This is a genomic window from Lysinibacillus sp. RC46 (genome assembly GCF_041262385.1).
Classification (GTDB): Bacteria; Bacillota; Bacilli; order Bacillales_A; family Planococcaceae; genus Lysinibacillus.
Genome location: NZ_JBGCCF010000004.1, coordinates 84768 through 108545 on the forward strand (window position 1 = coordinate 84768; position 23778 = coordinate 108545).

Annotated in this window: 18 protein-coding genes and 3 pseudogenes; 15 read left to right on the forward strand and 6 right to left on the reverse strand. The window is 34.6% G+C overall.

Annotation, left to right across the window (positions count from 1 at the left end; genetic code table 11):
- The first annotated feature begins 19 nt into the window (after positions 1 to 19).
- Positions 20 to 871 carry a GNAT family N-acetyltransferase gene (locus tag ABH966_RS05255; protein ID WP_370076421.1) on the forward strand — a complete coding sequence of 284 codons (852 nt, stop codon included), beginning with the start codon at positions 20 to 22 and terminating at the stop codon, positions 869 to 871.
- A gap of 22 nt (positions 872 to 893) precedes the next feature.
- Here ABH966_RS05255 and ABH966_RS05260 read toward each other — a convergent pair.
- Positions 894 to 1127: pseudogene (locus tag ABH966_RS05260) on the reverse strand (IS4 family transposase); the annotation flags it as partial.
- Positions 1128 to 1287: 160 nt separating this feature from the next.
- Positions 1288 to 1664 (reverse strand): annotated as a pseudogene (locus ABH966_RS05265) (tyrosine-type recombinase/integrase).
- 237 nt (positions 1665 to 1901) lie between these two features.
- On the opposite strand from ABH966_RS05265, the gene ABH966_RS05270 reads away from it, so the two are divergent.
- Positions 1902 to 4058, forward strand: a complete 2157-nt coding sequence (locus ABH966_RS05270) for an ATP-dependent helicase (RefSeq protein WP_370076425.1) — start codon at positions 1902 to 1904, stop codon at positions 4056 to 4058.
- A 1289-nt stretch (positions 4059 to 5347) separates the two neighbouring features.
- Here ABH966_RS05270 and ABH966_RS05275 read toward each other — a convergent pair.
- Positions 5348 to 5500 carry a hypothetical protein gene (locus tag ABH966_RS05275; protein WP_370076427.1) on the reverse strand — a complete coding sequence of 51 codons (153 nt, stop codon included), beginning with the start codon at positions 5498 to 5500 and terminating at the stop codon, positions 5348 to 5350.
- A gap of 138 nt (positions 5501 to 5638) precedes the next feature.
- Here ABH966_RS05275 and ABH966_RS05280 point away from each other — a divergent pair, with 138 nt between their 5' ends.
- Positions 5639 to 6694 (forward strand): ankyrin repeat domain-containing protein, encoded by a 1056-nt coding sequence (locus tag ABH966_RS05280; protein WP_370076429.1) that lies wholly within the window; start codon positions 5639 to 5641, stop codon positions 6692 to 6694.
- 663 nt (positions 6695 to 7357) lie between these two features.
- Here the strand turns inward: ABH966_RS05280 and ABH966_RS05285 are convergent.
- Positions 7358 to 8263, reverse strand: a complete 906-nt coding sequence (locus tag ABH966_RS05285) for a DUF4261 domain-containing protein (protein ID WP_370076431.1) — start codon at positions 8261 to 8263, stop codon at positions 7358 to 7360.
- Between the two features lie 651 nt (positions 8264 to 8914).
- On the reverse strand, positions 8915 to 9049 hold the full coding sequence (locus ABH966_RS05290) for a tyrosine-type recombinase/integrase (protein ID WP_370076671.1): 135 nt from the start codon (positions 9047 to 9049) through the stop codon (positions 8915 to 8917).
- Between ABH966_RS05290 and ABH966_RS05295 the strand changes: the two genes are divergently transcribed.
- The 5 genes and pseudogenes from ABH966_RS05295 to ABH966_RS05315 all read left to right on the forward strand — a co-directional run bounded on the left by ABH966_RS05295 (position 9010) and on the right by ABH966_RS05315 (position 12721).
- The gene (locus ABH966_RS05295) at positions 9010 to 9348 is read left to right on the forward strand and encodes a hypothetical protein (protein WP_370076683.1); all 339 of its coding nucleotides are present in this window, start codon (positions 9010 to 9012) and stop codon (positions 9346 to 9348) included. The two genes, ABH966_RS05290 and ABH966_RS05295, sit on opposite strands and share 40 nt — an antisense overlap.
- 146 nt (positions 9349 to 9494) lie before the next feature.
- Positions 9495 to 10124: a DUF998 domain-containing protein gene (locus ABH966_RS05300; protein ID WP_370076433.1), complete on the forward strand. Its 630-nt coding sequence runs from the start codon at positions 9495 to 9497 to the stop codon at positions 10122 to 10124.
- 872 nt (positions 10125 to 10996) lie between these two features.
- Entirely contained in the window at positions 10997 to 11866 is an 870-nt protein-coding gene (locus tag ABH966_RS05305) for an NAD(P)/FAD-dependent oxidoreductase (RefSeq protein WP_370076435.1), read from the forward strand.
- 313 nt (positions 11867 to 12179) lie between these two features.
- Positions 12180 to 12507 (forward strand): annotated as a pseudogene (locus tag ABH966_RS05310) (flavoprotein); the annotation flags it as partial.
- A 13-nt stretch (positions 12508 to 12520) separates the two neighbouring features.
- Positions 12521 to 12721, forward strand: coding sequence for a hypothetical protein (locus ABH966_RS05315; RefSeq protein WP_370076437.1), 201 nt, complete (start codon positions 12521 to 12523; stop codon positions 12719 to 12721).
- A 327-nt stretch (positions 12722 to 13048) separates the two neighbouring features.
- On the opposite strand, the gene ABH966_RS05320 is transcribed toward ABH966_RS05315, so the two are convergent.
- Entirely contained in the window at positions 13049 to 14500 is a 1452-nt protein-coding gene (locus tag ABH966_RS05320; RefSeq protein WP_370076439.1) for an aminotransferase-like domain-containing protein, read from the reverse strand.
- 140 nt (positions 14501 to 14640) lie between these two features.
- On the opposite strand from ABH966_RS05320, the gene ABH966_RS05325 reads away from it, so the two are divergent.
- The 7 genes from ABH966_RS05325 (at position 14641) to ABH966_RS05355 (ending at position 22990) form a co-directional block, all read left to right on the forward strand.
- Positions 14641 to 15687, forward strand: coding sequence for an ornithine cyclodeaminase family protein (locus ABH966_RS05325; RefSeq protein WP_370076441.1), 1047 nt, complete (start codon positions 14641 to 14643; stop codon positions 15685 to 15687).
- Positions 15688 to 15717: 30 nt separating this feature from the next.
- Positions 15718 to 16587, forward strand: coding sequence for a PhzF family phenazine biosynthesis protein (locus tag ABH966_RS05330; RefSeq protein WP_370076443.1), 870 nt, complete (start codon positions 15718 to 15720; stop codon positions 16585 to 16587).
- Positions 16588 to 17148: 561 nt separating this feature from the next.
- Positions 17149 to 17304, forward strand: a complete 156-nt coding sequence (locus tag ABH966_RS05335) for a hypothetical protein (RefSeq protein ID WP_169786300.1) — start codon at positions 17149 to 17151, stop codon at positions 17302 to 17304.
- Positions 17305 to 17946: 642 nt separating this feature from the next.
- Complete coding sequence (locus ABH966_RS05340; protein ID WP_370076445.1) at positions 17947 to 18291, forward strand: hypothetical protein; 345 nt, start codon at positions 17947 to 17949, stop codon at positions 18289 to 18291.
- 776 nt (positions 18292 to 19067) lie between these two features.
- Positions 19068 to 19502 (forward strand): YxiJ family protein, encoded by a 435-nt coding sequence (locus ABH966_RS05345; RefSeq protein ID WP_370076447.1) that lies wholly within the window; start codon positions 19068 to 19070, stop codon positions 19500 to 19502.
- A gap of 265 nt (positions 19503 to 19767) precedes the next feature.
- Entirely contained in the window at positions 19768 to 20544 is a 777-nt protein-coding gene (locus ABH966_RS05350; RefSeq protein ID WP_370076449.1) for a GNAT family N-acetyltransferase, read from the forward strand.
- An 883-nt stretch (positions 20545 to 21427) separates the two neighbouring features.
- Complete coding sequence (locus ABH966_RS05355) at positions 21428 to 22990, forward strand: glycoside hydrolase family 10-like protein (protein ID WP_370076451.1); 1563 nt, start codon at positions 21428 to 21430, stop codon at positions 22988 to 22990.
- Positions 22991 to 23778: the final 788 nt, after the last annotated feature.

Consider the following 23778-nt stretch of genomic DNA (forward strand, 5'->3'; position numbering starts at 1 on the left):
GAGAAAGGAAAACTAGTATATGGGTCAGCTCGAAAACCTTTCACTTACAATTCGCCCTATCCATGATGTGAAGGAGTTTGTTGAGGTAAGTGAATTAGAAAAAATCATTTGGCAATCAGATGATCCGGTTCCCGTTGCCCATGCAGTTACATCGGTAGATAATGGTGGAATGGTAATTGGAGCATTTTTAGACGATAAAATTATTGGATTTCAATATAGATTTGCTGGCTTTAATGGAATCAATACTTATTTATGTTCCTATTTACTTGGGGTGCATCCAGAATACCGCATCAGTGGAATTGGTGAACAATTAAAACTTGCTCAGTGTAAAGAAGCTTTAAAAATTGGTTATGATTTAGTTACTTGGACGTATGATCCATTAGAAACAGTGAATGCCAATTTAAATATTAAAAAGCTTGGTGGAGTTTGCTCTACTTATAAAGAGAACTATTATGGGGAAATGGAAGATAGTCTTAATTCTGATATTCCGTCTGATCGCTTTTATGTTGACTGGTGGATTCAAAGTGATCACGTAAAAGATAAAGTTGATAGAGTTTATGGGAAGCTCCCTAAATATCAAGAAGATATGGCAGTTATCAGAGTGAAAGAAAGGGAGAATGAATATCCAGTTCCTGAAGAAGTGAATACAAATTTAACTGTTGATTATGAAATATTATTTGTTCCAGTACCTGGTGAATTCCAGAAAATTAAAGAGGAAGACTTTGATCTTGCTTTAGAGTGGCGTTTGCAAACACGGAAAGTGTTTACTCATTACTTTAAAGCTGGCTGGCAAGTAAGTGATTTTATTAGAAGTGAACGCGAAGAAATTTTTAGTCCTGTTTACTATTATGTTTTAACAAAAAGAGACTAGGACAAAACTAGCCAAATTGGACATGGATGGAACAAAGAATATCTTTATTGCCTATCGATGGCTTGGCTTTACGGTATAACTCTAGCAGTGTTAACCGTTGTCCTTGATATTGATAACGTTGTTTCAACTGTTTCACCATAACAATGACAAATAGACCTTTGTCATGAATACTTTTAATCAAAGGTGCTTGTGTAAACCAAGAATCCATTAAGACATAATCGGCAATGATTCCTTTGTTTAAGGAGTGATCTAACAATAGAGCAGCGATTTCCTGAAGGATTTAGGGAAGTAGAAAATAATCAGTTATTCAAGGATTTCCATAAAGAAATGTTAAGAATCTACGGTAAATCTAATCAAACTCAACATGGGTATAGACTTGAGTCGATGTAATACTTTCATGGCCAAGGAGTTCTTGATCATAAGTCAACGTTTTCTTTATTTTGTTGCAACATCAGTGTTGCAAATGTATGACGCAAGTGATGCAACGTGAAGCGGGTAGGTGGAAGGCCTGCCTTTTTCAACACATCTACAGAGATGACATGCAAACCGCACGGATCCAATGCTTTATGATTTTTATTCAGGAAAACAGATTCTGTTGGATACACTTGATCCTCACTTAAAGAAGCTTTATAGGATGCTAGAAGCGGCTTTAAGTGAGGATGAAGGGGCAGTATCCGTTCTTTTTTCCTTTTCCATCAATTCGAATCGTTTCATTTACCAAATCAATTTGTTCCCATGTTAATGAAACAAGTTCAGAGCGTCTCAGACATGTTGTGGCTAACAATTTAAACATTAACACGCAGCGGTAGATACGCTCATGCTCAGATCAGAGAAGATTCTGACTAACTTTAACGTGTCGAAAAAATAATGATTTAAATTATGATAACAGTAGCGCCCCTAAACAACAGGTAGGCGCTATTTGACGCTTACATTTATTCTTTCTTTGCTTTAATATTGTGCTGCTTTCCTCGGATGAATCCTCATCATTTGGTATAATAAAGGATAGATTTTTTAGAACGGAGCAATTGATATGAATGGAGCACAAAAAGCGTTTTTTGAGGAAAAGGAGCGTTCACTTGGCGTTCGTCTAAATGATGTGCAGACGCAGGCGGTGTTGCAAACGAATGGCCCGCTGTTACTATTGGCATCTCCCGGTTCAGGAAAAACGACGACGATTATTATGCGTATTGGCTATATGATTGAGGCGCTTGGTGTGAATCCTTCTCGCATAAAGGCTGTCACGTTTAGTAAGGCATCGGCAAATGATATGAAGGCACGTTTTGCAAAGTTTTTTCCGCATTTGCCACAAGTTGATTTTTCGACGATTCATAGTTTAGCATTTCAAGTTGTGCGGCAGACACTTGAACGTCAGGGCATTACGTACGCCATCATTGAAGAATCGGACAAGCCTGGAGTTGTTTCAAAAAAACGAGTGCTTCGCGAGATTTTTGAACAATTAAATGGCTCAAAAATTACCGAAGATCAGTTAGACGAGCTACTGACGTACATAACGTTTATCAAAAATAAAATGCTGCCAGAACAGGAATGGGCAATTGCAGAAGTAAAGGTGCCAAGAAAAGTCGAGATTTTACAGCGTTATGAGGAATATAAACGCACTGGTAGTGACCGTTTGTTAATTGATTTTGACGATATGCTATTAATGGCGAATGATATTTTCACAAAAAATCGAGAGGTGTTGGCGCAATACCAACGCCGCTACGATTATTATTTAACGGATGAAAGTCAGGATACATCGCCAGTTCAACATGCGATCATCGCGAAGCTCGTCGCAGTCCATCAAAACTTATGCGTCGTTGCAGATGAGGATCAGGCCATTTATAGCTGGCGCGGTGCAGAACCTGATTATTTGTTGAATTTCCAAAAGATATATCCGGAGGCGCATGTTTTACTTATGACGCAAAACTATCGTTCATCTGCAACGATTGTAGAGCCAGCCAATCTATTCATTCAGCGAAATAAAAAGCGTTATAACAAACAAATGTTTACGGAAAATCCTGCAGCAGAGCCAATCTCGTTTAAAATCCTAGAGAATTACCATTTACAGGCCAAATATTTAGTGGACCAGTTGAAAAAACTGTCTAAGCGCGGCACAACGGCTATTTTATATCGAAATAATATGTCAGCCATTCCGCTTATGGACGCGTTTGACAGAGCAGGTTTGCCTTTCTATATGAAAGATTCCACGATTCGCTTTTTCACACATTGGGTCGTGGACGATATTTTGAACTTCATGCGTTTAGCGTACAATACAAAAAATATTACGGTATTTGAAAAAGTTTACAGAAAAATGAATGCTTATATTACACCAACGCAATTGAAGGCGCTACAGAAAGTGCAGAAGGATGGCTGTGTATTCACACAGTTGTTAGAGCATGTTGAGTTAAAGGATTATCAGCCTGAATATATTAAGCGAATTCGCAAAACGTATGATAGCATTCAATTTGATAAAACAACGCCATCAGCCATGCTAGAGCATATCCGTTATGACTTTGGTTATGAGCGTACCTTAAAGAAAATGAGTGAGAAACTCGGTTTTAATTATGAAAATTTACTAGATATTGTGGATGTACTTGGTATAATTGCTCGTCATACGCCAACGATGACCGATTTTGCGGGTCGTTTGAAGCAGCTTGAAAATTTAGCACGATCGTCTCATATAAAAAATGAATTGAATGCAATTACACTGACAACATTACACAGCTCAAAAGGCTTGGAATTTGACCGTGTGTATTTAATTGACTTGATTGAGGGGATTTTACCTAGCGAGGCAGAAGAAGAAATTGAGGAAGAAACGCGACTCTTTTATGTCGGTATCACGCGTGCTATTCGCCATTTGGAATTAATTTCGTATAATAAGCGCTTTAAAACAAGTGTGGTGCCATCGATTTTCATGAAGGCGTTAAAACAAATCGTCACACCGCAGGAATTACCAATTAAAGCGCCAAAAAGTCCGAGTAAAGCACAGAAGCGATACCGTAATGAACGGACGATTACAACCGAGTCAGCGTTAATCGTTGGCTCAAAAGTAAATCATGTGATCTTTGGAGAAGGGGAAATATTAGCCGTTACGAGTAGCACGATAGAATTGTCATTTGCTACGGGGCTTAAGAAGTTTTTGACGGATACATGTTTACAACAAGGCTATTTAGAAACGATGGAAGATTAAATGAAGCGTATTCGAGAAATTTTCGGATACGCTTTTATAGTAGTGCTATTTTATAGGGGTTCCTTGATGGAAAAATAAACACCTTTGCTCATCATGTTCTTCCCGCCAAATGAAAATATTAGTTTATACCACATTAATTGATTGGCATTACGCAGCGATTAATCATCCGGAAAATTTTGAACCTGATGGCGTTCATTTAGTACCTGGAGGAATTAAAACCGTAACGAACTTAATTCAACAAGCCATAAATATCGGGACTAATAAGTTGGCATAGCTATAAATAGAGGATACTATATACAATGCTCAATTGTTTAAGATTTGAAGCATTTTGTTTTAATAGGGAGCCTCAGTAATATTTCTCTTTAGTATGTTATATAGCGGGACTTTTTGAATTGTTCTAAAATACCGAACTATATGTAAATTAAAGATTACAAAAACACCTGTTGCTGAAAATTACTATCTTTATTAAGTGTCTTCCGTAGCTTTTATTGTGCGCTGTGAGAGCGATCGAGATGGGCAATGGTACGTGTAACGGAATCTCGATACGCCTCATAGCGTTATTTTTAAAAGTAAATGTCTAATTATTTATACAATTCTATTGGTTTAGTTTACATAATATAAATACCTTATTCTTAAATTTTTTATCGGATGTTTCCTATAATTTATCGTTCAAAAGGGGATTATTCATACAAATTGTCCTAATAATCGTTTACAGTATATTTGCCAAATATTAAAAAATATTCATATAAGTAATACTTACGTAAGTAGCAAACATTATGTTAACTTTCTGAAAATATGAAGCAGTTTTTCCTTCTTTGAGAAATGCTCTTTTCGCACAGATTGTTGCTATACTTGGAAATTCCGCTTATTGAAAATGTAATTATTTTGGCTGCAGCTTTTCTATTACAATTAGCAATACGAATACTGAAAAATTAAACGTCTTAAACCTAAGATAGATCATTAAAACAAAAAGATAAACAGCCTTTACTAGATAGTTGATTTTACATATAATATTCGTGTTTTACTCAATTTATGAAGTATCCAGCTGATGGATGAAAAGCACTTTCATTATCAAAACACGAACATTTAAAGTATTTTCAATTATAATAGTTCGTCAATAGTCCTCTGTCAGTATTTTTGCAAACAATCGTCTCTAACAATATATATCACTTTAATCCTCTTACTTTCCAAATGATGCTTCTGAAGGATATTTCTCTGAAAGAAATTGTTCAGCAAGGAAGGATAACTCTTGCTGAACAAAACTTTAAATATGATGAATAATAATTTTACTAATCCAAGCAGCAAATATAATCCAAATAATTATAAAAAGAATGCCAACAGTTGGGAAGTAAATTTTTTGTTTGCTCGATCACTTCAATGCTTGGATTACCAAAAGCGTAATACCCATCTTCTTTATAGTCATTTCCCCAAAACGGTTGCATAAGTATAACCTCTTTTCATAATTAACTGTAAACTCTCTTAGCAAAGAAATTATAACATGGTAAAATATAGATCGATATATATGGTAAATGACGTAATGAACTATATTCAAAAATCTAATGTAAGGAGCGAAAATACATATGGCGAGGAAGAGAAAAACGTTACCGAAAAATTTTAATGAACTAATTGAAGCAGGTGATATTGCGGCATTACAAGAGGTATTTACAAAGTGCGAGCTAGATGCATATGGTGGTTATAGTAAAACAACAGCCTTAAGTTTTTTCAATGTACCGGATGAATTGGTTCGCTGGCTCGTGGAACAGGGGGCAAATATAAATGCGAGAGACAATTACAAAAGTTCGGCTTTACATAATCAGGCAATAAGTTGGCGGGGGAATATTGAATTGCTTCTTGAGTTAGGTGCAGATATAGAAGCCTTGGATTATCAAAACGAAACACCTTTATTTGCTGCGGCTGCTTTTTTTAAACCAAATGCGGTGCGCACATTGGTTTCTAAAGGCGCAAATATTAGCGCGGTAAATATGATGAATGAGACGCCTTTGGACAAAGCTTTAGCAGTATGTAGAAATATAAATATTGTTGATCTAGTGGAAGTTTCTGAGATCTTTCTGAGCGCGGGTATAGCTGTAACGCCGGAAATGAAAAATTCTATTAAGCGAATTGGAAAAGACTTTGAATTTCACAGAGAAGGTTTTAATAAAGAATATTTGAACGAAACGGATGAGGCACTTTCCCGTCTTTATGAGCTATTTGATGTTCCACCAGTAGAGAAGCGAAAAACGCATGATGGTACGTCTCCAATAACAGTATCTACAAAGGGCTGGCAGGCGCAACATAATGAACTTTGGAATTTACTAATTCCTTCGCAAGGACATGCGCAAACTGTACAAGGAGAGGTTATTCGTATTACTGGTAAAGTCTCATACGAAATTTTAGATAACGGCGGCATCAACTGGGATAATGATTTTCGTAAAATGCTCAAAAGTTTGAACCATTACTTTAGCTTAGGTACGCCATTACATCCCGCTGTACTTCAGGAGTCTATCACTTTAGCGAAAGAACTTCACAATGGCGATGGAGATGAGGAACCTGCGAGACTATGCGAGTTGGCAGTGCAATGGGTACTTAGCAATCCGAATCCGATTATTTTAGAACAGCCCGAATATAAGCGCTAACATATTTAACGAATCCAATAATCATTTTTATAAACATTACTATCCCCTTTTCTAAGCACTTAAAGGCTCAGAAAAGGGGATGCCGTAAGTGATGCAACGTGAAGCTGGTAGGTGGGAGACCTGCCTTATGTGTTACTCACTGTTGGTAAGGAAAGACTAATAGTTGAGATGTATTAGTTATTTCAATTCCTTATAATTTATAGTGCATAAGAAGGTATGTCGATTAAACCTTGCAAGAGAAAAAGATTGCTAAAACTTTAGCTTCTAGAAATATAAAAAATGAAAAACACAAACGTTTTCACGAGCATTTGTGTTTTTTGTAACGTGTCCAAACTTACATTATGGAACTTCTTTGTGCTTATCGTTGTAAATGCATACATTTAATGCCAGCCATATACAATAATCGGGCGCAATTGTGAAACATAAAAAAAATGGGATGTTACATATTAGCCATGTATAATATGTAACATCCCTGATTTTTTTACGATTTAGACCTTGATAAAGTATGATAACCACGATTATCTAAGGCGCCCCATTAATAAAGTCTAAGCATTAGAAACAAATTTTGATAAAACTAGTACTCAAGGATTAAAACCATTGAAATTAGGCTCCGCACTTTTGGTTGTATTAAAAGGACCTACACCAATATACCCAAAGGAGCAACTATTCTTCAGACCCACCCTGGTGACCTGCATAGTTGCCCTCACCGGGATCAAGATCAATGACTATGCGGTGCGGAACAGCCAATGCATATTGATGCTCGCAGCGCCAACGCATCTCCTCTGTAAAACCAATCGTTTCTCCATCTGTAATAATATCACCTTGATTAAACAAATAATAAGCAAAGTTAGTCAAGCAGTCTGCAACCTCATTGGTATCCATATCATAGAAGTGGCATTGCACATCAGGAATGCCTAGTGCAGCAAGCCCAATGGAATCCATGAGACCTTCCTGGCGTTCACTGCCAGTACCCTCAACATTGTAGAACCGAATGTTCAATGCTCCATACAACATTTCGCCCTCATCAATAGCAGCCAAAAACACGGATGGCTCGACCAACTTATTGCTTTCTCTAAAATAAATCGCAGCGCAAGGGACCGTTTCCACTATTGCACGAAGAACATTCGTATGTAGTTCCAATCTTTTTTGGGGCTCAAGTCCAGATGCCATCATATCGACAAGTAACAATGCGTAACTACACTCTTGCAACGTTTGGCCTGCTTCATTCCAATGCCAACTTTGCTGTAAAGCGGCTTCATAATCAGATATCGGACCTACATTCATGCCAGTAAGCGTTGTTTGCGCAGGCATTTCTCCTTCTGCATATTTCACCATATAATTCAAATGAAAGAAATGAAGCATTTCGCCTTTCTCATGTTGCTCATAGGGCTCCCATACTGCCAGCGACCCACTCTTTTCATTTTGTGGTCGATCTGTTTTCCCCATGTATTGTTCTATCTTGCTGTAGAGTAGTTCGCGGTCCACAACTGGCTTTTCTTTAAACAGCAGTTCAATAGCATAAACTCTAGCAAATCCGAAGTCTTTCTCTTGCTCTATGATTTCATTCATAAGGCACTCTCCTTCATTCTGTATTGATTTCTTAATCATATATTGATGTGTTCATCAACTTCATCAAGAATACACGAAAGATTACCAAGCGCCTATCATACTTTTTCCCTATCATTGCCAATTATGAGTTTAACATATGGTTTTGAAATAATTGGTATTATGCAATCGGGCGCGATTGTGGAATACGCGTCGCTGTAAGTAAAGCATTCTCAACTATCTAAAAAGATCATTAAACAAAAGGTAGTATCCTTGAAAGAAAGTAATTGAAAAGAAGGGGATTGAAGCAACAAAAAAATTATTAGATATGATTGTTCGTAATTAATCCTTACAAAAGATAATTAACGAACTATTTTGCATTAAACAATCCAAAACATTCGTATTAAGATGATAAAATTGCTACTCGTCCATCGGCTAAACACTTTATTGATTAAATAAAACACGAATATTATATATAAAGCTTCTTTCACAAGTGTTTGTAGAATAAACATTATTTATTATTCAAAGGACTGTAAAAACAACAATCAATGGGAAAACCGCCATTTTTAATTGACTTCTATCCAAATCATTTGAACGGTTACGATTTTTCTAATAAAAAATAACTACCCAATTACGGCTAGTTGCTTCCACTTAAAGAATAAGAAATCGAAATATTCAAAAAGAATCAATTGCTTTCTTTTTCTGTTCAAATTCAACGTGTGTATAGACTTGAGTTGATGTAATACTTTCATGACCCAGTAGTTCTTGAAATGTTCGTAAATCAACGTTTTCTTTATTTTGCTGTAACATCAACGTTGCAAAAGTATGCCGTAAGTGATGTAGCGGGTAGGTGGGAGGCCTGCTTTTTCAATACATTTTTAAAAATGACATGCAAACCCCGCGGATCTAATCCTTACGATTTTTATTTAGAAAAACAGGTTCTGTTGGATAAATTTGATATGCTCTTAAAGAAGCTTTATAGGATGCCAGAAGCGGCATTTAGTGTGGATGAAGGGGCAATATCCGTTCTTTTTTCCCTTTTCCATCAATTCGAATCGTTTCATTTACCAAATCAGCTTGTTCCCATGTTAATGAATCCAGTTGTATAAAAAGAAAGAACCTTTGAAAAATTTTTTTGGATGATGATAATAAAGTCGTTTAAATCATATTTTAAAAAATAATAAAGTCATTTAAAATTAAATTGTCGATTATGCTCTTCAACAAACGGGGAAGGAACTGTTGCGGAACTGAATCGATGAACTTTGGGAGGTCTGAATTTGTCCATCGAGAAAATCCTATCGATTGTGGCCGTATTGTTCTTTTTGAGTTATTTCATTTTTTTCTCATACTTCACTTTAAGAAAACAGGCTATCATCCTATTCGACATGCTGTAAGTGACTACGGTGTAGGTGCTACAAAAAATTTATTTTTAATTTACGCTTGGTTCAGCAATTTAGGGGCATTGTCACTTTCTATCGTGTTGTTGAATATAAAAGATCGCTTCTCCATATCCGCGTCCATTCCGATTTTAATCATTCTAATGGTCATCTCCCGTATCCTCATGTTATTCTTTCCAACTGACCTAGAAGGAGAAAAACTTACGGTTCAAGGAAAACTCCATTACTTATTTGCTATTCTTGCGTTCGCTTTTTCCTATATGGTCATTGATCGTGGAGGAAGTCATTTAAAATTACTGGAAGGCTTTAAAAATCTAAATCAATTTTTTAACATCGTAACCATAGTTTCTTCTATCTCGCTTGGGGCTGTTATTGTAACTATGTTCAAGCCTTTGCGATTTATCTTTGGGATTTGTGAGCGAGTGTTCCTGTTGACAATAAACATTTGGTTTATTGTCGTAAGCATCTGGTTCGTTTACATTCTTTGATAAATGAATGTATTGGTAGGAGGTTTTTAACAATTAAACAAACACGCGTGATTGTTGCTTTTATTTAAAGTCAAATTATAAGCTGAAACTATTATAAATAGTGAGTTCTTATTTAATGTCACACATTATATGTATAAAAATTAAAAGGATAGAAGAGCTTAAACAAATTCGCTCTTTCTATCCTCTTTTTTACCAAAGATGCCCTTATTTACTACAACAATTAAATCAACTCCAATGTTACATTAAGGAGCTTGTATCAATTATTAATTGTACATTAAAGCCTAATTCTTAAACTTCTAGGTAATAAAAGATATAGGTTGTTTTCTCAAAGAACGGGGTAGTTTAGTTGAAGAGTGGTGTTTTACATGTGTTCAACAATCGGGCCAGGTTTGTGGAATAAGCGTCTGATTCCTTCTTTAACTATAGAGTATTTCAGTTGAGGAAGCTAAAGTTGAATATGTATAAGAAAAATAGACTCGATTCCACTAAAATAGGAACTAAGCCTATATAACTCACTAGCACCTATTTGTTGCCACATACACTCCGCACATTGTGAAGAGGTTGCTTAATTGGAATTAAACTGAATAATTCGATATAAAATAGGGTCATTTTATCAATAACGATAATTTGATCTTTTTGATTTGACAACTTATTATTCATGAATGATTTTGTAGTCTCACTATACTATTGATGTTCAGATTTAGGAATAAAAATAAAAGCAATATCTCCTGTTGTCGCTAAACACACCGTCAGTTCTTTTCATATTTAATATTAGTGTGTAAAGAATGGAAATCCATGATGGGGGAAATAATGTAGTTCTCTATTGCAAATAACAATTCAAAATAAAACAAAATCAATACGGAGGTAAAAAAATGAATGTCCTTGATTGTATCATTATAGGTGGAGGTCCTTCTGGGTTAAGTGCTTGCTTAACTTTAGGAAGGGCTAGGAGAAACATTGCATTATTTGACGATGGAATGAATAGGAATAGAGTGACACAATCGTCACATGGATTTATTACTCGAGATGGGATAAAACCACAAGCGTTTAAAGAAATAGCGTTAAAAGAGTTGGAGAATTACCCGTCCGTATCATATTTTACTGCAACAGTTACTGAAATCATAAAGGATATAGGTAATGAGCGATTTACTGTCAAAACATCTACTAGTGAGGAATTTGTTTCAGAAAAAATAATACTCGCCACCGGTATTCAAGAAATATTTACTATATCAAGTATAAGAAAGTTTTATGGGAAAAGTCTATTTAGTTGTCCATATTGTGATGGCTGGGAGCAAAAGCATGTACTGCATTTGACTAAGTTAATTTATAATTGGTCGCAGGATTTGGTTGTCTTAACGAATGGAGTTCAATTATCTAAAGAAGGTAAAATAGAGTTACAAAAACACAATATCAAAGTTATATCGAAAAAAATAAAAGACTTAATAGGTAATGACGGTTACTTACAAAAAATAGAGTTTGAAACAGGAGCAACAATTATAAGATCGGGTGGATTTGTTGCCCCATCTTATTATCGCCCAAATCAGTTTGCTGAGAAGCTTGGCTGTGAAATTCATGAAAATGGAAAAGTTATAACAGATGGTGTTGGTAGAACAACCCAAAAAAACATATATATCGCAGGGGAAACAGAAAGATCTAAACCATCCTCTTTAATGATTTCAGCTGCTAAAGGTAATAAAGCTGCGGTTTCAGTAAATACTGATCTAACGATGGAACGCTTTTGATTACGTCATAACACCTTTTGCTTTAACTAAATAGGAGCTTAGCTAATATAATTAAACTCATCAGCGCCAATGTGTTGCCACATATACTCCAAACATTGTTTTAGAGTTAGTATAAGAATTTACGAAGAACGGATTTTGATTTTAGAATTCGTTTTTTCTTGTTGTTTAAAAAGGATTAAAGTATTTTTGTTGAAGTTATTGAACTAACGGCACAACTTAGTTTATAGACTTATTCAACAATCGGGCGCAATTATTGAATAAGCTCTTTATTCTACTTCAACGAACAGGGTGCTATAGTTCAATAAGAATGGGACTTGTGTTCAATGCAGGAAATCGACCGGATCTTACGATTAATTGCTAACTACGCTTTTCAATTGATTCAGCAGCAGAATGTGTGCATGCTTTAGCGACACTAATTGATCCAAATGTGCATAGTTGTGGCACAGTAAGAGCACATGGAGAAGAAATATTAGGCCAACCAGAAAAGGACTTCTATATAGTCGGAGCTAAAAGCTATGGACGTGCACCAACATTTATAATTGCAACGGGTTATGAACAAGTGTTCAATAACAGCATATTTATCAGATGATGAAGAAGCTCCGAAACGTGTGGAATTAGAGTTACCTGATCAACTGGGATAATGATTTTCGTAAAATGCTCAAAAGTTTTAACCATTACATTAGCTTTGGTACGCCATTACATCCCGCTGCACTTCAGGAGTCTATCACTTTAGCGAAAGAACTTCACAATGGCGATGGAGATGAGGAACCTGCGAGACTATGCGAGTTGGCAGTGCAATGGGTACTTAGCAATCCGAATCCGATTATTCTAGAACAGCCCGAATATAAACGCTAACATATTTAACGAATCCAATAAGCATTTTTATGAACAATACTATCCCCTTTTCTAAGCACTTAACGGCTAAGAAAAGGGGATAGTATGCCGTAATTTGCTTTAGGGGGCCGAACAAATACGCAGGACTATGGATATTTGTGTTAAAGTTCGGGTTCTACGCATAGGTTATTTGAGTTATAAGACAATTGGTTTTTTAGAAAATTAGATAGATTAATGATTCAAAACTTCAGGAACTAGAGGAGTTGATGATGCTTTCGAATCTCATACAGTGGTTATTCAATACTCATTTTTATAATTATCTGCCATATTTAAACCTCTATATGAAACTTAAAAAATTTGTTCTGCTACCAATTCTGAAAGAGTTTTAATTCCATAGTCAATTTCATTTAAGGATGCATAAGAATAAGAAATTCTTAAATATTGATCAGAGTGAAACTCATACAAATCTCCAGGGTGAACAAGTATTTTCCGACTTAAGGCTTTAGTAAAAAGCTGGTACATGGATATACCTTCATTTAACTTAAGCCAGATGAAATATCCGCCCCTTGGGATATTCCATGTACCGATGCCGGTAAAATATTTCTTTAATGCTTCAAGAGCAACATCTCTTCGGATCTTAACATTTTTCCTCATTATATCGTTATGCTGATAATAAAGACCACTAGAGAATAGTTCTGTGGTTACATTCTGGGAGAGTGAGCTGGTTCCATAATCAGTTTGCATTTTTATATCTGCCAATCTTTCAATGACTTTTTCTGATCCAACAATCCATCCAATCCTGAGACCAGGACTTAAATTCTTCGATATTCCACCAATATATAATACAAGTCCATTGTTATCAAATGCCTTTATTGGCTGTGGAGGTTGTTCATCAAACCAAAGCTCCCTATATACATCATCCTCGATAATAGGCAAACGTTCCCTATCACACGCATCAACAAGCGTTTTTCTTCTTTCAAGTGACATGACACTCCCGGTAGGATTTTGAAAAGTAGGTATTGTAAAAAGCATTGCTCCTTTTCTCCGCCTATGTCGATCAACCAATTCTTTTATTTCTATACCTTCTTCATCCAGCTTAATTCCCGAAGGCTGCATTCCGAACGATTGAAAGGTTCTAAGAGAGTATAGGTAGGATGGCTTTTCAACATATACTACTGAGTTCGTGTGCAAAAGGCCAAGGGAAATAAGCTGCAGTGCCTGCAAAACACCAGAGGTAATCAAAACTGAAGATGGATCAGCTACTATTCCTATTGTTTTAAGGTATGTGCATACCTCTCTTCTTAGATGGATATTTCCTTTTGGTTCTTCATAACCCAGCGATGCCATAGACTTAGACAGTTTTTTTAGTACGCCCTGAATCATTTTGTTAGGTATTAATTCAGGGGAAGGTTCGCAGGACCCCATTCTGATGATATCAGGTTGGAATTCAGCCTGATTGATCTGCTGCATTATATTTTGATTTGTTTGATGTAATCCCGAAGATATATAGGGAAGCCAATTATGTGAATGATTACTGGACATTAATGTCCATGTATTGTTTATTACTTTTGTACCTCCACCAGCATTACCGCTAATAAGGCCTTCAGCTGCCAGCTCTTCAAGGGCAGATACTACGGTACTTCTGTTTACACAGAAAATTTCAGAAAGTGTCCGCTGACTTGGCAATTTGAAACCAACTGGCCATTCTCCAGTTGCTATTTTATCTTTTATGAAGTTAACAATCTGTATATCCAATCGAATAGGACTATTTCTATCAGGTCTCCAGTTGATATCCAACATAAAATTCCTCCAAAATCATAGTATTTTTACTCTATCATTTGGTTGGTTAAATAACAACCAAGAATGGTTGGATACTTTTTGTTGTTGTTCAAATACAATTACATTAACAGATATTAAAATTTTAAAGGAGAATGATAACTATGGTACCAATAAGAATTCTAAGTGATAATGATGTTAAGAACATTCTAGATATCAAGAATACAGTAGCATGTGTAGAAAAAGCCTATGCGCTTAAAGCCAACAATCAGGTGAGACTATTCTCCATGGTATCTGAGGTGATTTTTGAGGGTAGGGCAGAAATGGATATTAAATCAGGGATGCTTAATGAAGAAGATGTGTTTGGATTAAAACTCGTTTCATGGTTTGGTGAAAATAAAAATCAAGGGCTTCCAGCTATAACTGGGCTGACTATGTTATTTGATTTGAAGAATGGGTTTCCTAAGGCAATGATCAACGCAAGTTATTTGACAGGAATGCGTACTGGAGCAGCAGGTTCAATAGGCGTGAAACACCTGTCAAAACAAGATTCAAAAACACTAATGATTGTAGGTACAGGAGTTCAGGCGATTTTTCAAATAGCAGCCACTCTATCTCAAGTTCAGACAATCAACAAGGTATATATATATGACCCCGTAAAATATGAAAATGCATCAAAATTCCAGTATTCAATAAAGACGGAACTAGATAAAATCATAAATGATATCAACGATACTTATAATAAGAGCTGGAAACAAAGAATTGAGTCAGTTCAGTTTGTAGCTGTAGAAAATCCAGTGAAAGCTTTGGAAGAAACCGATGCAGTAATTACGATAACGCCTTCGCGAAAACCACTGATTTTTAAGGAGTGGATTAAGCCAGGCATACATTTCAGCTGTGTGGGGGCAGACATGACTGGAAAACAGGAAATAGATGAAAAGATCTTTGAGGTAGCTTCTGTATATGTAGATGATATTACACAAGCATCGACAGTCGGAGAAACACAAAGTGCTATAAGGGCTGGTATATTAGGCAAAAACAATTTGACTGAAATCGGACAATACATACTTGGAAATGCGAAAGGACGTACAAGTGATGAAGAAATTACGATTTTTGATAGTACTGGCATAGCATTGCAGGATCTTGCAGTTGCAAAATATATTGTATCAAAAGCAGAAGAAATGAATGTTGGGACAATCGTGCAAATATAAAATCGATATACAATTTGGAGGGATCATATTATGAAGTTAAAAGTTTATACATTAAATTCATTTGCAAAATCCATTGAGGGAGGGAACCCTGCCGGAGTGGTACTTAGCGCTGATTATCTATCAGATGAGGACATGAAAAAAATAGCAGGTATCATCGGTTTTAGTGAGACTGCTTTTGTCATGAAGTCAGACTTTGCTGACTTCAAGGTTAGATTCTTTACACCTAATGAAGAGGTTGATCTTTGTGGCCATGCAACGATAGCAGCGTTCTATACACTTTCAAGCCAAGGATATATTAAACCAGGAAAATATTCTCAAGAAACAAAGGCCGGAATTTTAAATGTAGAAGTAATGGAAGACCTATCAATTATGATGGATCAAAATGCTCCAAGCTATTATGAAATAATAGACAAGGAGGAAATTGCAGATTCCTTAAATATTACTATAGATGAAATGTTGGGGGATCTACCAGTGCAAATTGTATCTACTGGCCTTAGGGATATACTTGTACCGATTAGAAACTTAGATATATTAAATTCTATAAAGCCAGATTTTGAAAAAGTAACAAATATCAGCAGTAAATATAATACCATTGGTTATCATATTTTTACCCTTGAATCATTAAAGGGTTCAAATGCTCACTGTAGAAATTTGGCACCTTTATATGGAATTCCAGAAGAATCTGCAACTGGTACATCCAATGGTGCCCTTTCATGTTATCTATATAAATATGGTAAAATCAAACCTGAACATGTTATTAATATATCTGTTGAGCAAGGTTACTCTATGAAAAAACCTTCAGAAATAGTTATAGCGTTAACCACTCAAGGGAAAGAAATTATTGAGGTAAAGGTGGGCGGAAAAGCATTGAATTTGTCTGAAACAGAGGTTGAAATATAATTGCAGAATATAAATTTCTAATAAATTGAAATAAAAAGATAGCCGGATTAGGTGTTATGTTACATCTATTATGGCTGTTTTTTTCTTAATTAAATATCCTTGGTAATATGTTGGCTATTATTATAGCCAATGTTCTTAGTTGCATTATTTATTTTCTTTGTATTTAGGTCTCCGAATATAAATCTATGGATTCCAATTTTCTTATATGTTTTGATAGACATTGGGTTTATTGTGTCGTTAATTTTAGGGGTCAAGTCTAAAAATATAACTGTAAAGGTGTTCAGTATTCTTTCAAACATTACATTTATGATACCGTTATCAATATTTATATTTCTGTTACTGTTGGCAAATGGAATTTCTGGACCATAGAGAATCAAAATCAAGGAAACTCGTTAGGGCTTCCTTAATTTATTATTCGATTATCAACATAATAATTTAACAGAGCCAAAATAAAAAATAATTACTTATTGTTGTTCATTTGGATTTACAACGTTAAGAGCAAAAAGTCCCCAAATCTCGCTTTGGGAATGTTAAACTTTAATTACACGAGGGGGCGAAAAAATGGATTATACTAAAATCTATAATGAGGAACTGATTGCCTTAGTAAAAGAGAAAATAAAGTCAGTCGGTGAAATTAAAGCGGTGAAGTTTTTGAGAGAGCAAACAGGTATGTCCTTAATACAGGCAAAAAAATTTGTAGATTTTTGTAAAGAATAGACATAAAAATTAGAGTCAATAAATTAACCTGTGTTTTATTGCAACAATATTTATAAAGCATACAAAATAAATATAATAAACGTTCCCAAATAAAAGTTTGGAAAGAAACCGAAATCCAAGAAATGCTGTAAAACCAACATTTCTTGGATTTTCCTTTGAATATTGTCTATGCAGCCTTTTATGCAAATATAGAAACATGTCTACTATAGTGCTTTTCAAAATTATTCAGAGTGTGTTAGCTGAATAAAAATCAGTAAATTTGACGCTTTAAACCTGCATTATTTAATCGTCCTATACTTCAATTACAGGGGCTTTAGTTGAAAACGATCTTGAACAACCGGGCGCTTTTTGTAATGAGGAAAGCATCTTTCTTCATGAAAAGGGCCATATTGTTTAATTGTTAAACCGAATTCTATATATGGTAAAATTATGTTATAGAGAAGGGGTTGCATGAATTTTTCTGGAGATACGGTAGATATGGTTGGATTGTTGTTTCCGTTAATACCTATATTGTTAATAGCGTTACTATTAAGATGGGTTCAGATCATTTGGGTAAATATTAAAATCCAAATTGAACAAAACAAAGAAATCATCTCTTTACTCAAAAAATAGTAGAGAAAAGATAAGAGGAGATAAAAAGCAATGATTGAACAATGTATATGTGATGAAACATATGATTTAAGAGTAGAAGCAGATATCGGAGCTGATGCTATATGGTGTAATAAATGCCTCTGTAACTTTGAAATATCATATGTTCCAATTTCCATCGAACTGCAATCGGAATTAACAAAATGGATATTAAAATATGGTGAGTGGATTGATTGGGCTAATGATGGAATAGTTCCTAATGGGATTGAACTTGAAGAAATACATAATCAACAAGGATTAAAGCTAACGGAAAAAGTAAGGAAGGAACTTGAAGGGAAATACAAAGTTTCATTTTCCCCTTCTACATTTGCGAAAAGGCATGCAAACAAAAAGAAGTAAACTGGTATATAAGACATGAATAAAAAAATAGACCAGGCTCAAAATTATTAAGTACCTGGTTTATTTTGTTAAAAAATATCTATGCTGTCGGGTCCTTTTACAACAAGAAAAGACCCGAAGTTCTTATCCCAAAAGACCTGAAGTTCTTGTAAATGTACAACAGATATTATGGGGAATTGACGTATCCAAACCCTCCTCCACGCCAAATAATTTTAGTTTACATAATATAAATACCTTGGTCACAACTTTCTAATTATCGGATGTATCACATAATTTATCGTTCAAAAGGGGATTATTCGTTTAAATAATGCTAATTATCGTTTAATGTAGATTTGTCCAATATTTATGAAAATTATTCATAAGTGTGAACAAACTAAGCTGGTTGATACCTTATCTTAACAAAGGATAAAGACTTTTATTATGCGCTGGGAGAGTAATCGAGATGGGCAACGGTACGCGTTACTGAATCTCCATACGTCTCATAGCGCTATCATTATTTTGAAAATTAGTAAATTACATCAGTTGAAGCATTAAGAAAAGATAAAGAGCACCATTTACCAGATGCTTTTTAAACAGATTCATTGGAGTACTGTTATTCAACTAACGGCAGTTTAGTTGAATAGTGTTATCTAACAAATGTTCAACAATCGGGCCATATTATTGAATAAAATTCTTTAATGAAAGGTTCCCAAAACGACGCTTTGGAAAGGTTTGTGCTTTGTCTAATAAACTAATTTGATAAAATAGATAAATGACACACTTATAGAGGTGAAAATATGGATGATATTTTAAAACAACTAGCTGAAATTAAAACCGAATTAAGAAAGCCATTTCCTACTAGTGATATTAATAAAATATGTGAAGATTTTCGATCAGAATTTTTGAAATTATCCGATGAGGATGAGGTGGATTTCTATGAAGATTTTCGTTATTACTGTGTGAACATATCTGGAACGCTAAGTTATGTTTTAGAAGATATGACAAATCAAATTCCACAAGGACAAATTGACATGCTTTATAAGTCTTTTTTTGAATACTATAATCAACATGAATTTCTTGAAGACCGGATTGCAAACTATAATCATTTCTTTCAGGAATATAAAACCTTTGAACAAGCAAGAAAATTATTATTACAGCTGTTGTCAAATAACCATTATCCATTAAAACGACAGAGTCTTTACACAAAAATAAATCTGACTTTTGAGAAATGAACTTGAAATTTATACAACAAAATTCAATAAAATGAGTTGCAAGACAGCCCTTTTTTCTTTATTGAACTAAACCAGCTAATAGAAGGTTAATCGTTATTCAATTAAAGGGCGCGATTATGGAACAAGGAAAAGCGTCTTTTTTACTTTACGAAAAAAAAGATTGAGTCGAACGTCTTCTTTTGAAATAATTGGTACTAATCAATATGTTAATTAATGGATTAAGATTCATTAGAAAAAGAATTTTTAAAATATAGGAGGGTCGCCCATGGATAAAAATGAATTAATCTCACTATTCCACAAAGAACTTCGACAAGAGGCTCAAGTAAAAGGTTACATAAGAGAGGAAACAGAACATGTCGTGCGTCACATTTCACAGTTTGGTGAAAAAGGGTTCATTGTCTCATCTAATGTAAACGAAGGCGATGTAAGAGAAATTATTAAGAACGAGTTAAACTATTTTAGTAACCTTGAGCAGGATTTTGAGTGGAAGGTGTATAACTACGACAAGCCTGCTAGTTTGAAAGATATTCTTGAACAAGAAGGATTCACAATAGATGACCCTGAAGCACTAATGGTCATGAAGTTAGATGAACAGCACCCCTTGCTTAATAATGACCGACACTTCAATTTAAAGGAAATAACAGATGAACAAGGCATTCAAGACATTATTGTTCTAGAAGATGCCATCTGGAATGTACCGCATGCTGAGCTGGGAGAAAGACTTTGGAGAGATAAACAGAATAATCCTGAATCCCTATACCTTTATGGAATTTATGAAGATGGTCAGCTTGTAAGTGCAGCTTGGATGTATTTGGAAGAAAAATCCTCCTTCGCCAGCTTATGGGGAGGTTCAACACTACCGTTGTTCCGAGGAAAAGGTTATTATACAGCACTTTTAGCTACTCGTGCAAAAAAGGCATATGAAAATGGGCATCCTTTCCTTACTGTTGACGCCAGTTCAATGAGTAGGCCTATCCTAGAAAAGAGTGGTTTTCTATGTCTTGCATACTCTTATGGCTGCCAGTCACCTTCTACCAAGTAGTAGAGCCTCTTATTAAAAAACTAGCTAATAGAAGCTCATGTGTTATTCCGTTAAAGGGTGCGATTGTGGCATAAGCGTTTCTTTTCTTATTCAACTCCCATGAAAGAACTTAATCATCTTTCATTTTCTGTGGTGTAGCGCTGGTTTTTGCGCTACATGGATGGCTACCGGGGTGCGTTAGTTGAAGATTCGCTTTCCGAAATAATCAATCTTTTTTACAAAATAATATTCAAATGTACTAAAAAAGCTCTCATTTTGATCAATGTTTTTTCAAAATGATGGTTTTTCTTCTGTCATTAAGTCAATGTTTGTAGCACCTTCTTAATCAATATTTTTTACAAAGCAACAACAAAAGAGTTCGAACATATTTGATATATATAATATGTTTGAACTCTTTATTTACATATGTTTGAATGTCGTTATCCTAAGATAAACAAATAATAAAGTTTTATAAAAATCATCTCTTCATTTATCCTTTGAGATGATTTTTTTATTGGACATTTAGATGTTTATCTTGTGAAGAATTTCTTCCAATCCTTCCACCGTATGGTCCACTTTATCAAACAAACTTAACAATTGACCAAATGATTGCTTTTCAACGCTATCATAAAATTGGCGTCAAGAATTTAAATAAATGGAGATTACCGGTGAAGGGAGAATAATTGGGGATTTGTGGTATTATATAGTGAGCGAAGAAACAGAATAAAATTTTCCAACGAGCTTCGCAAACAATTGAAATTACCAATAGGGGGTCCTGCCGACAAAATTTAGAAGGATAAATCAGTTCCTACTTTTATAGAATAGGCTGATATGGTATTTACTTAGGTTATAGTAACAGCTAGGTTTTAATAGCTGAGAATTAAAAGGAGAGATTTCATTAATTATGTTTAAAAATTTTTTTGGAAAGTGCTTAGTAACTTTTTTTGTTTTACTTTTACTTATCCCTGTTTTTACAAATCAAAAGGCTACAGCTAATTCACTACCTCAAAATGAAATGCGGGCAGCCTGGATTGCAACAGTATCTAATATTGATATGAAGGCAGGTATGAGTAAAACCCAATATACTCAATGGGTTCAAAGTACATTAGACAAATTAAAAGCTGATAACTTTAATACAGTTATTTTTCAAGTTAAGCCATTAAATGATGCACTGTACCCGTCAAAGCTTGCTCCATGGTCATCGTATATAACAGGCAAGACACAAGGGACCAATCCAGGTTTTGATCCATTGCAAATAATGCTGGACGAAGCACATAAGCGAGGATTAGAACTTCATGCTTGGGTAAACCCATATAGGGTCACTATGCCTTCGCAAACTTTGACTAATCTTGCTGCCGATAATGTAGCCCGTAAAAATTCTAATTGGGTAGTGAAATACGGTAAACAATACTATTTAGATCCTGGTTTGCCGGAAGTTCAAAATTACTTATTATCAACCATAGAAGAATTAGTAAGCAACTATGATATCGACGCTGTACATATGGATGATTACTTCTATCCTTATAAAATAAAAGGAGAGACTTTTCAAGATCAACAAACTTTTAAAAAGTATGGTGGCTCATTCAATAATATTGAAGACTGGCGCAGAAATAATGTTAATCAATTAGTAAAAAAGGTTTATGCAAGCATTAAGGCAATTAAACCTCATGTTCAATATGGAATATCTCCGTTTGGAATTTGGCGAAACAAAGGGCAAGATTCTACTGGTAGTAACACGAATGGAATGAGTAACTACGATGATCTTTATGCTGATACAAGACAGTGGATTAAAGATGGAAGTATCGATTATATTGCGCCTCAAATCTATTGGTCCAGAAATCATAAAGCAGCAAATTACTCTGTTTTATTAGATTGGTGGGGAAGAGAAGTTCAAACATACGCAAAAGTCCATCCTGTTAATTTATATATTGGCATGGCCGATTATAAAGTTGGAAATGATTCTGATACTGCATGGAATAATAAGACGGAACTTATCAGCCAAGTAATCGCCAACAGAGCAAATAAAAATGCTCAAGGGCAAATGCATTTTTCTCTAAGAAGTATTAACAATAACGCTCTTGGATATGCTTCTTATCTAAATCAGCAACTATACAATTATAAAGCTTTAACACCTACAATTTATTGGAAAGGCTCTGCAATACCTTTATGTCCAACTGATGTTAAATTGAGTAAAGAGTCTTTCGGCATGAAGCTTACTATTACAGATGAAAATAGTACTCAACCAAGGAAATATGTAATATACCGATTTGATGGAACAAAAGAAGGATCATATGAAGACGTTAAAAATATAGTAGACGTGGTTTATAACACACAAGGTAATACTGTTTATGTAGATACTATTGCAAATAATAGTAAAGTATACACATATGGTATAAAGTCTATATCTGCTACAGGTGTGGAAAGTAAAACTGCTTTTGTTCTAAAAGACGGAAATCCTTACCAGTAGCAATATAGCCAACACCTGAAGGGCCAGAGCAACCAGAAAAACCTATAGATTCAAAGCCTGTTGGTAGAAAATAATCGATCTTTTTTATAAAAACCAATCTTAAATTTGAGGGATAAGAATCCATTTTGATCAATCTTTTTACAAAATGGATTCTTTTTATTTATCGTAAAATGCTGGCTTATGAAGAATTTTTGAACAAACTTTATTTTAAAGCAACATTTTAATGAATTTTTATTAAAAGACTACACTTAATTTTATATGAGTGTCTGCAAGTTCTTGTCCGAATTGAAAATAAATTAAGATATGTCAGTGGGTGTCCGGAAGTTCTTGTCCATATACAGATATTATGGGGAGTTGACGTATCCAAGCTCTCCTCCATGCCAAATAATTTTAGTTTACATAATATAAATTATAGGAAGTTATGTATCAGTGAAAAGTATACTAATAATAGTGAGACAAAACGGATATAAATGGACGTAAATAACTAAATATTATTTCAATGACAAAATATTTTAGACTTCGATGATTTCTTGAATAAAAATTGTTAATCTTATCACCCATATAGTTGAATAAAAAAGAATCCATTTTACACGTTAGATTAAAACGGATTCTTTTTAATTAAATTTGGATTTAAATTGTTAAACATCCAATATCAATTACTTAATTTCAACGTGTACATCTTTTATTAATCTGACTTGGCCATGATCATCCAAATATTTGTTATAATCATCCTTATTTATAAGTTTAAATTGACATGTTTTTTAGAAAAAATCGTTATTTTCATGACA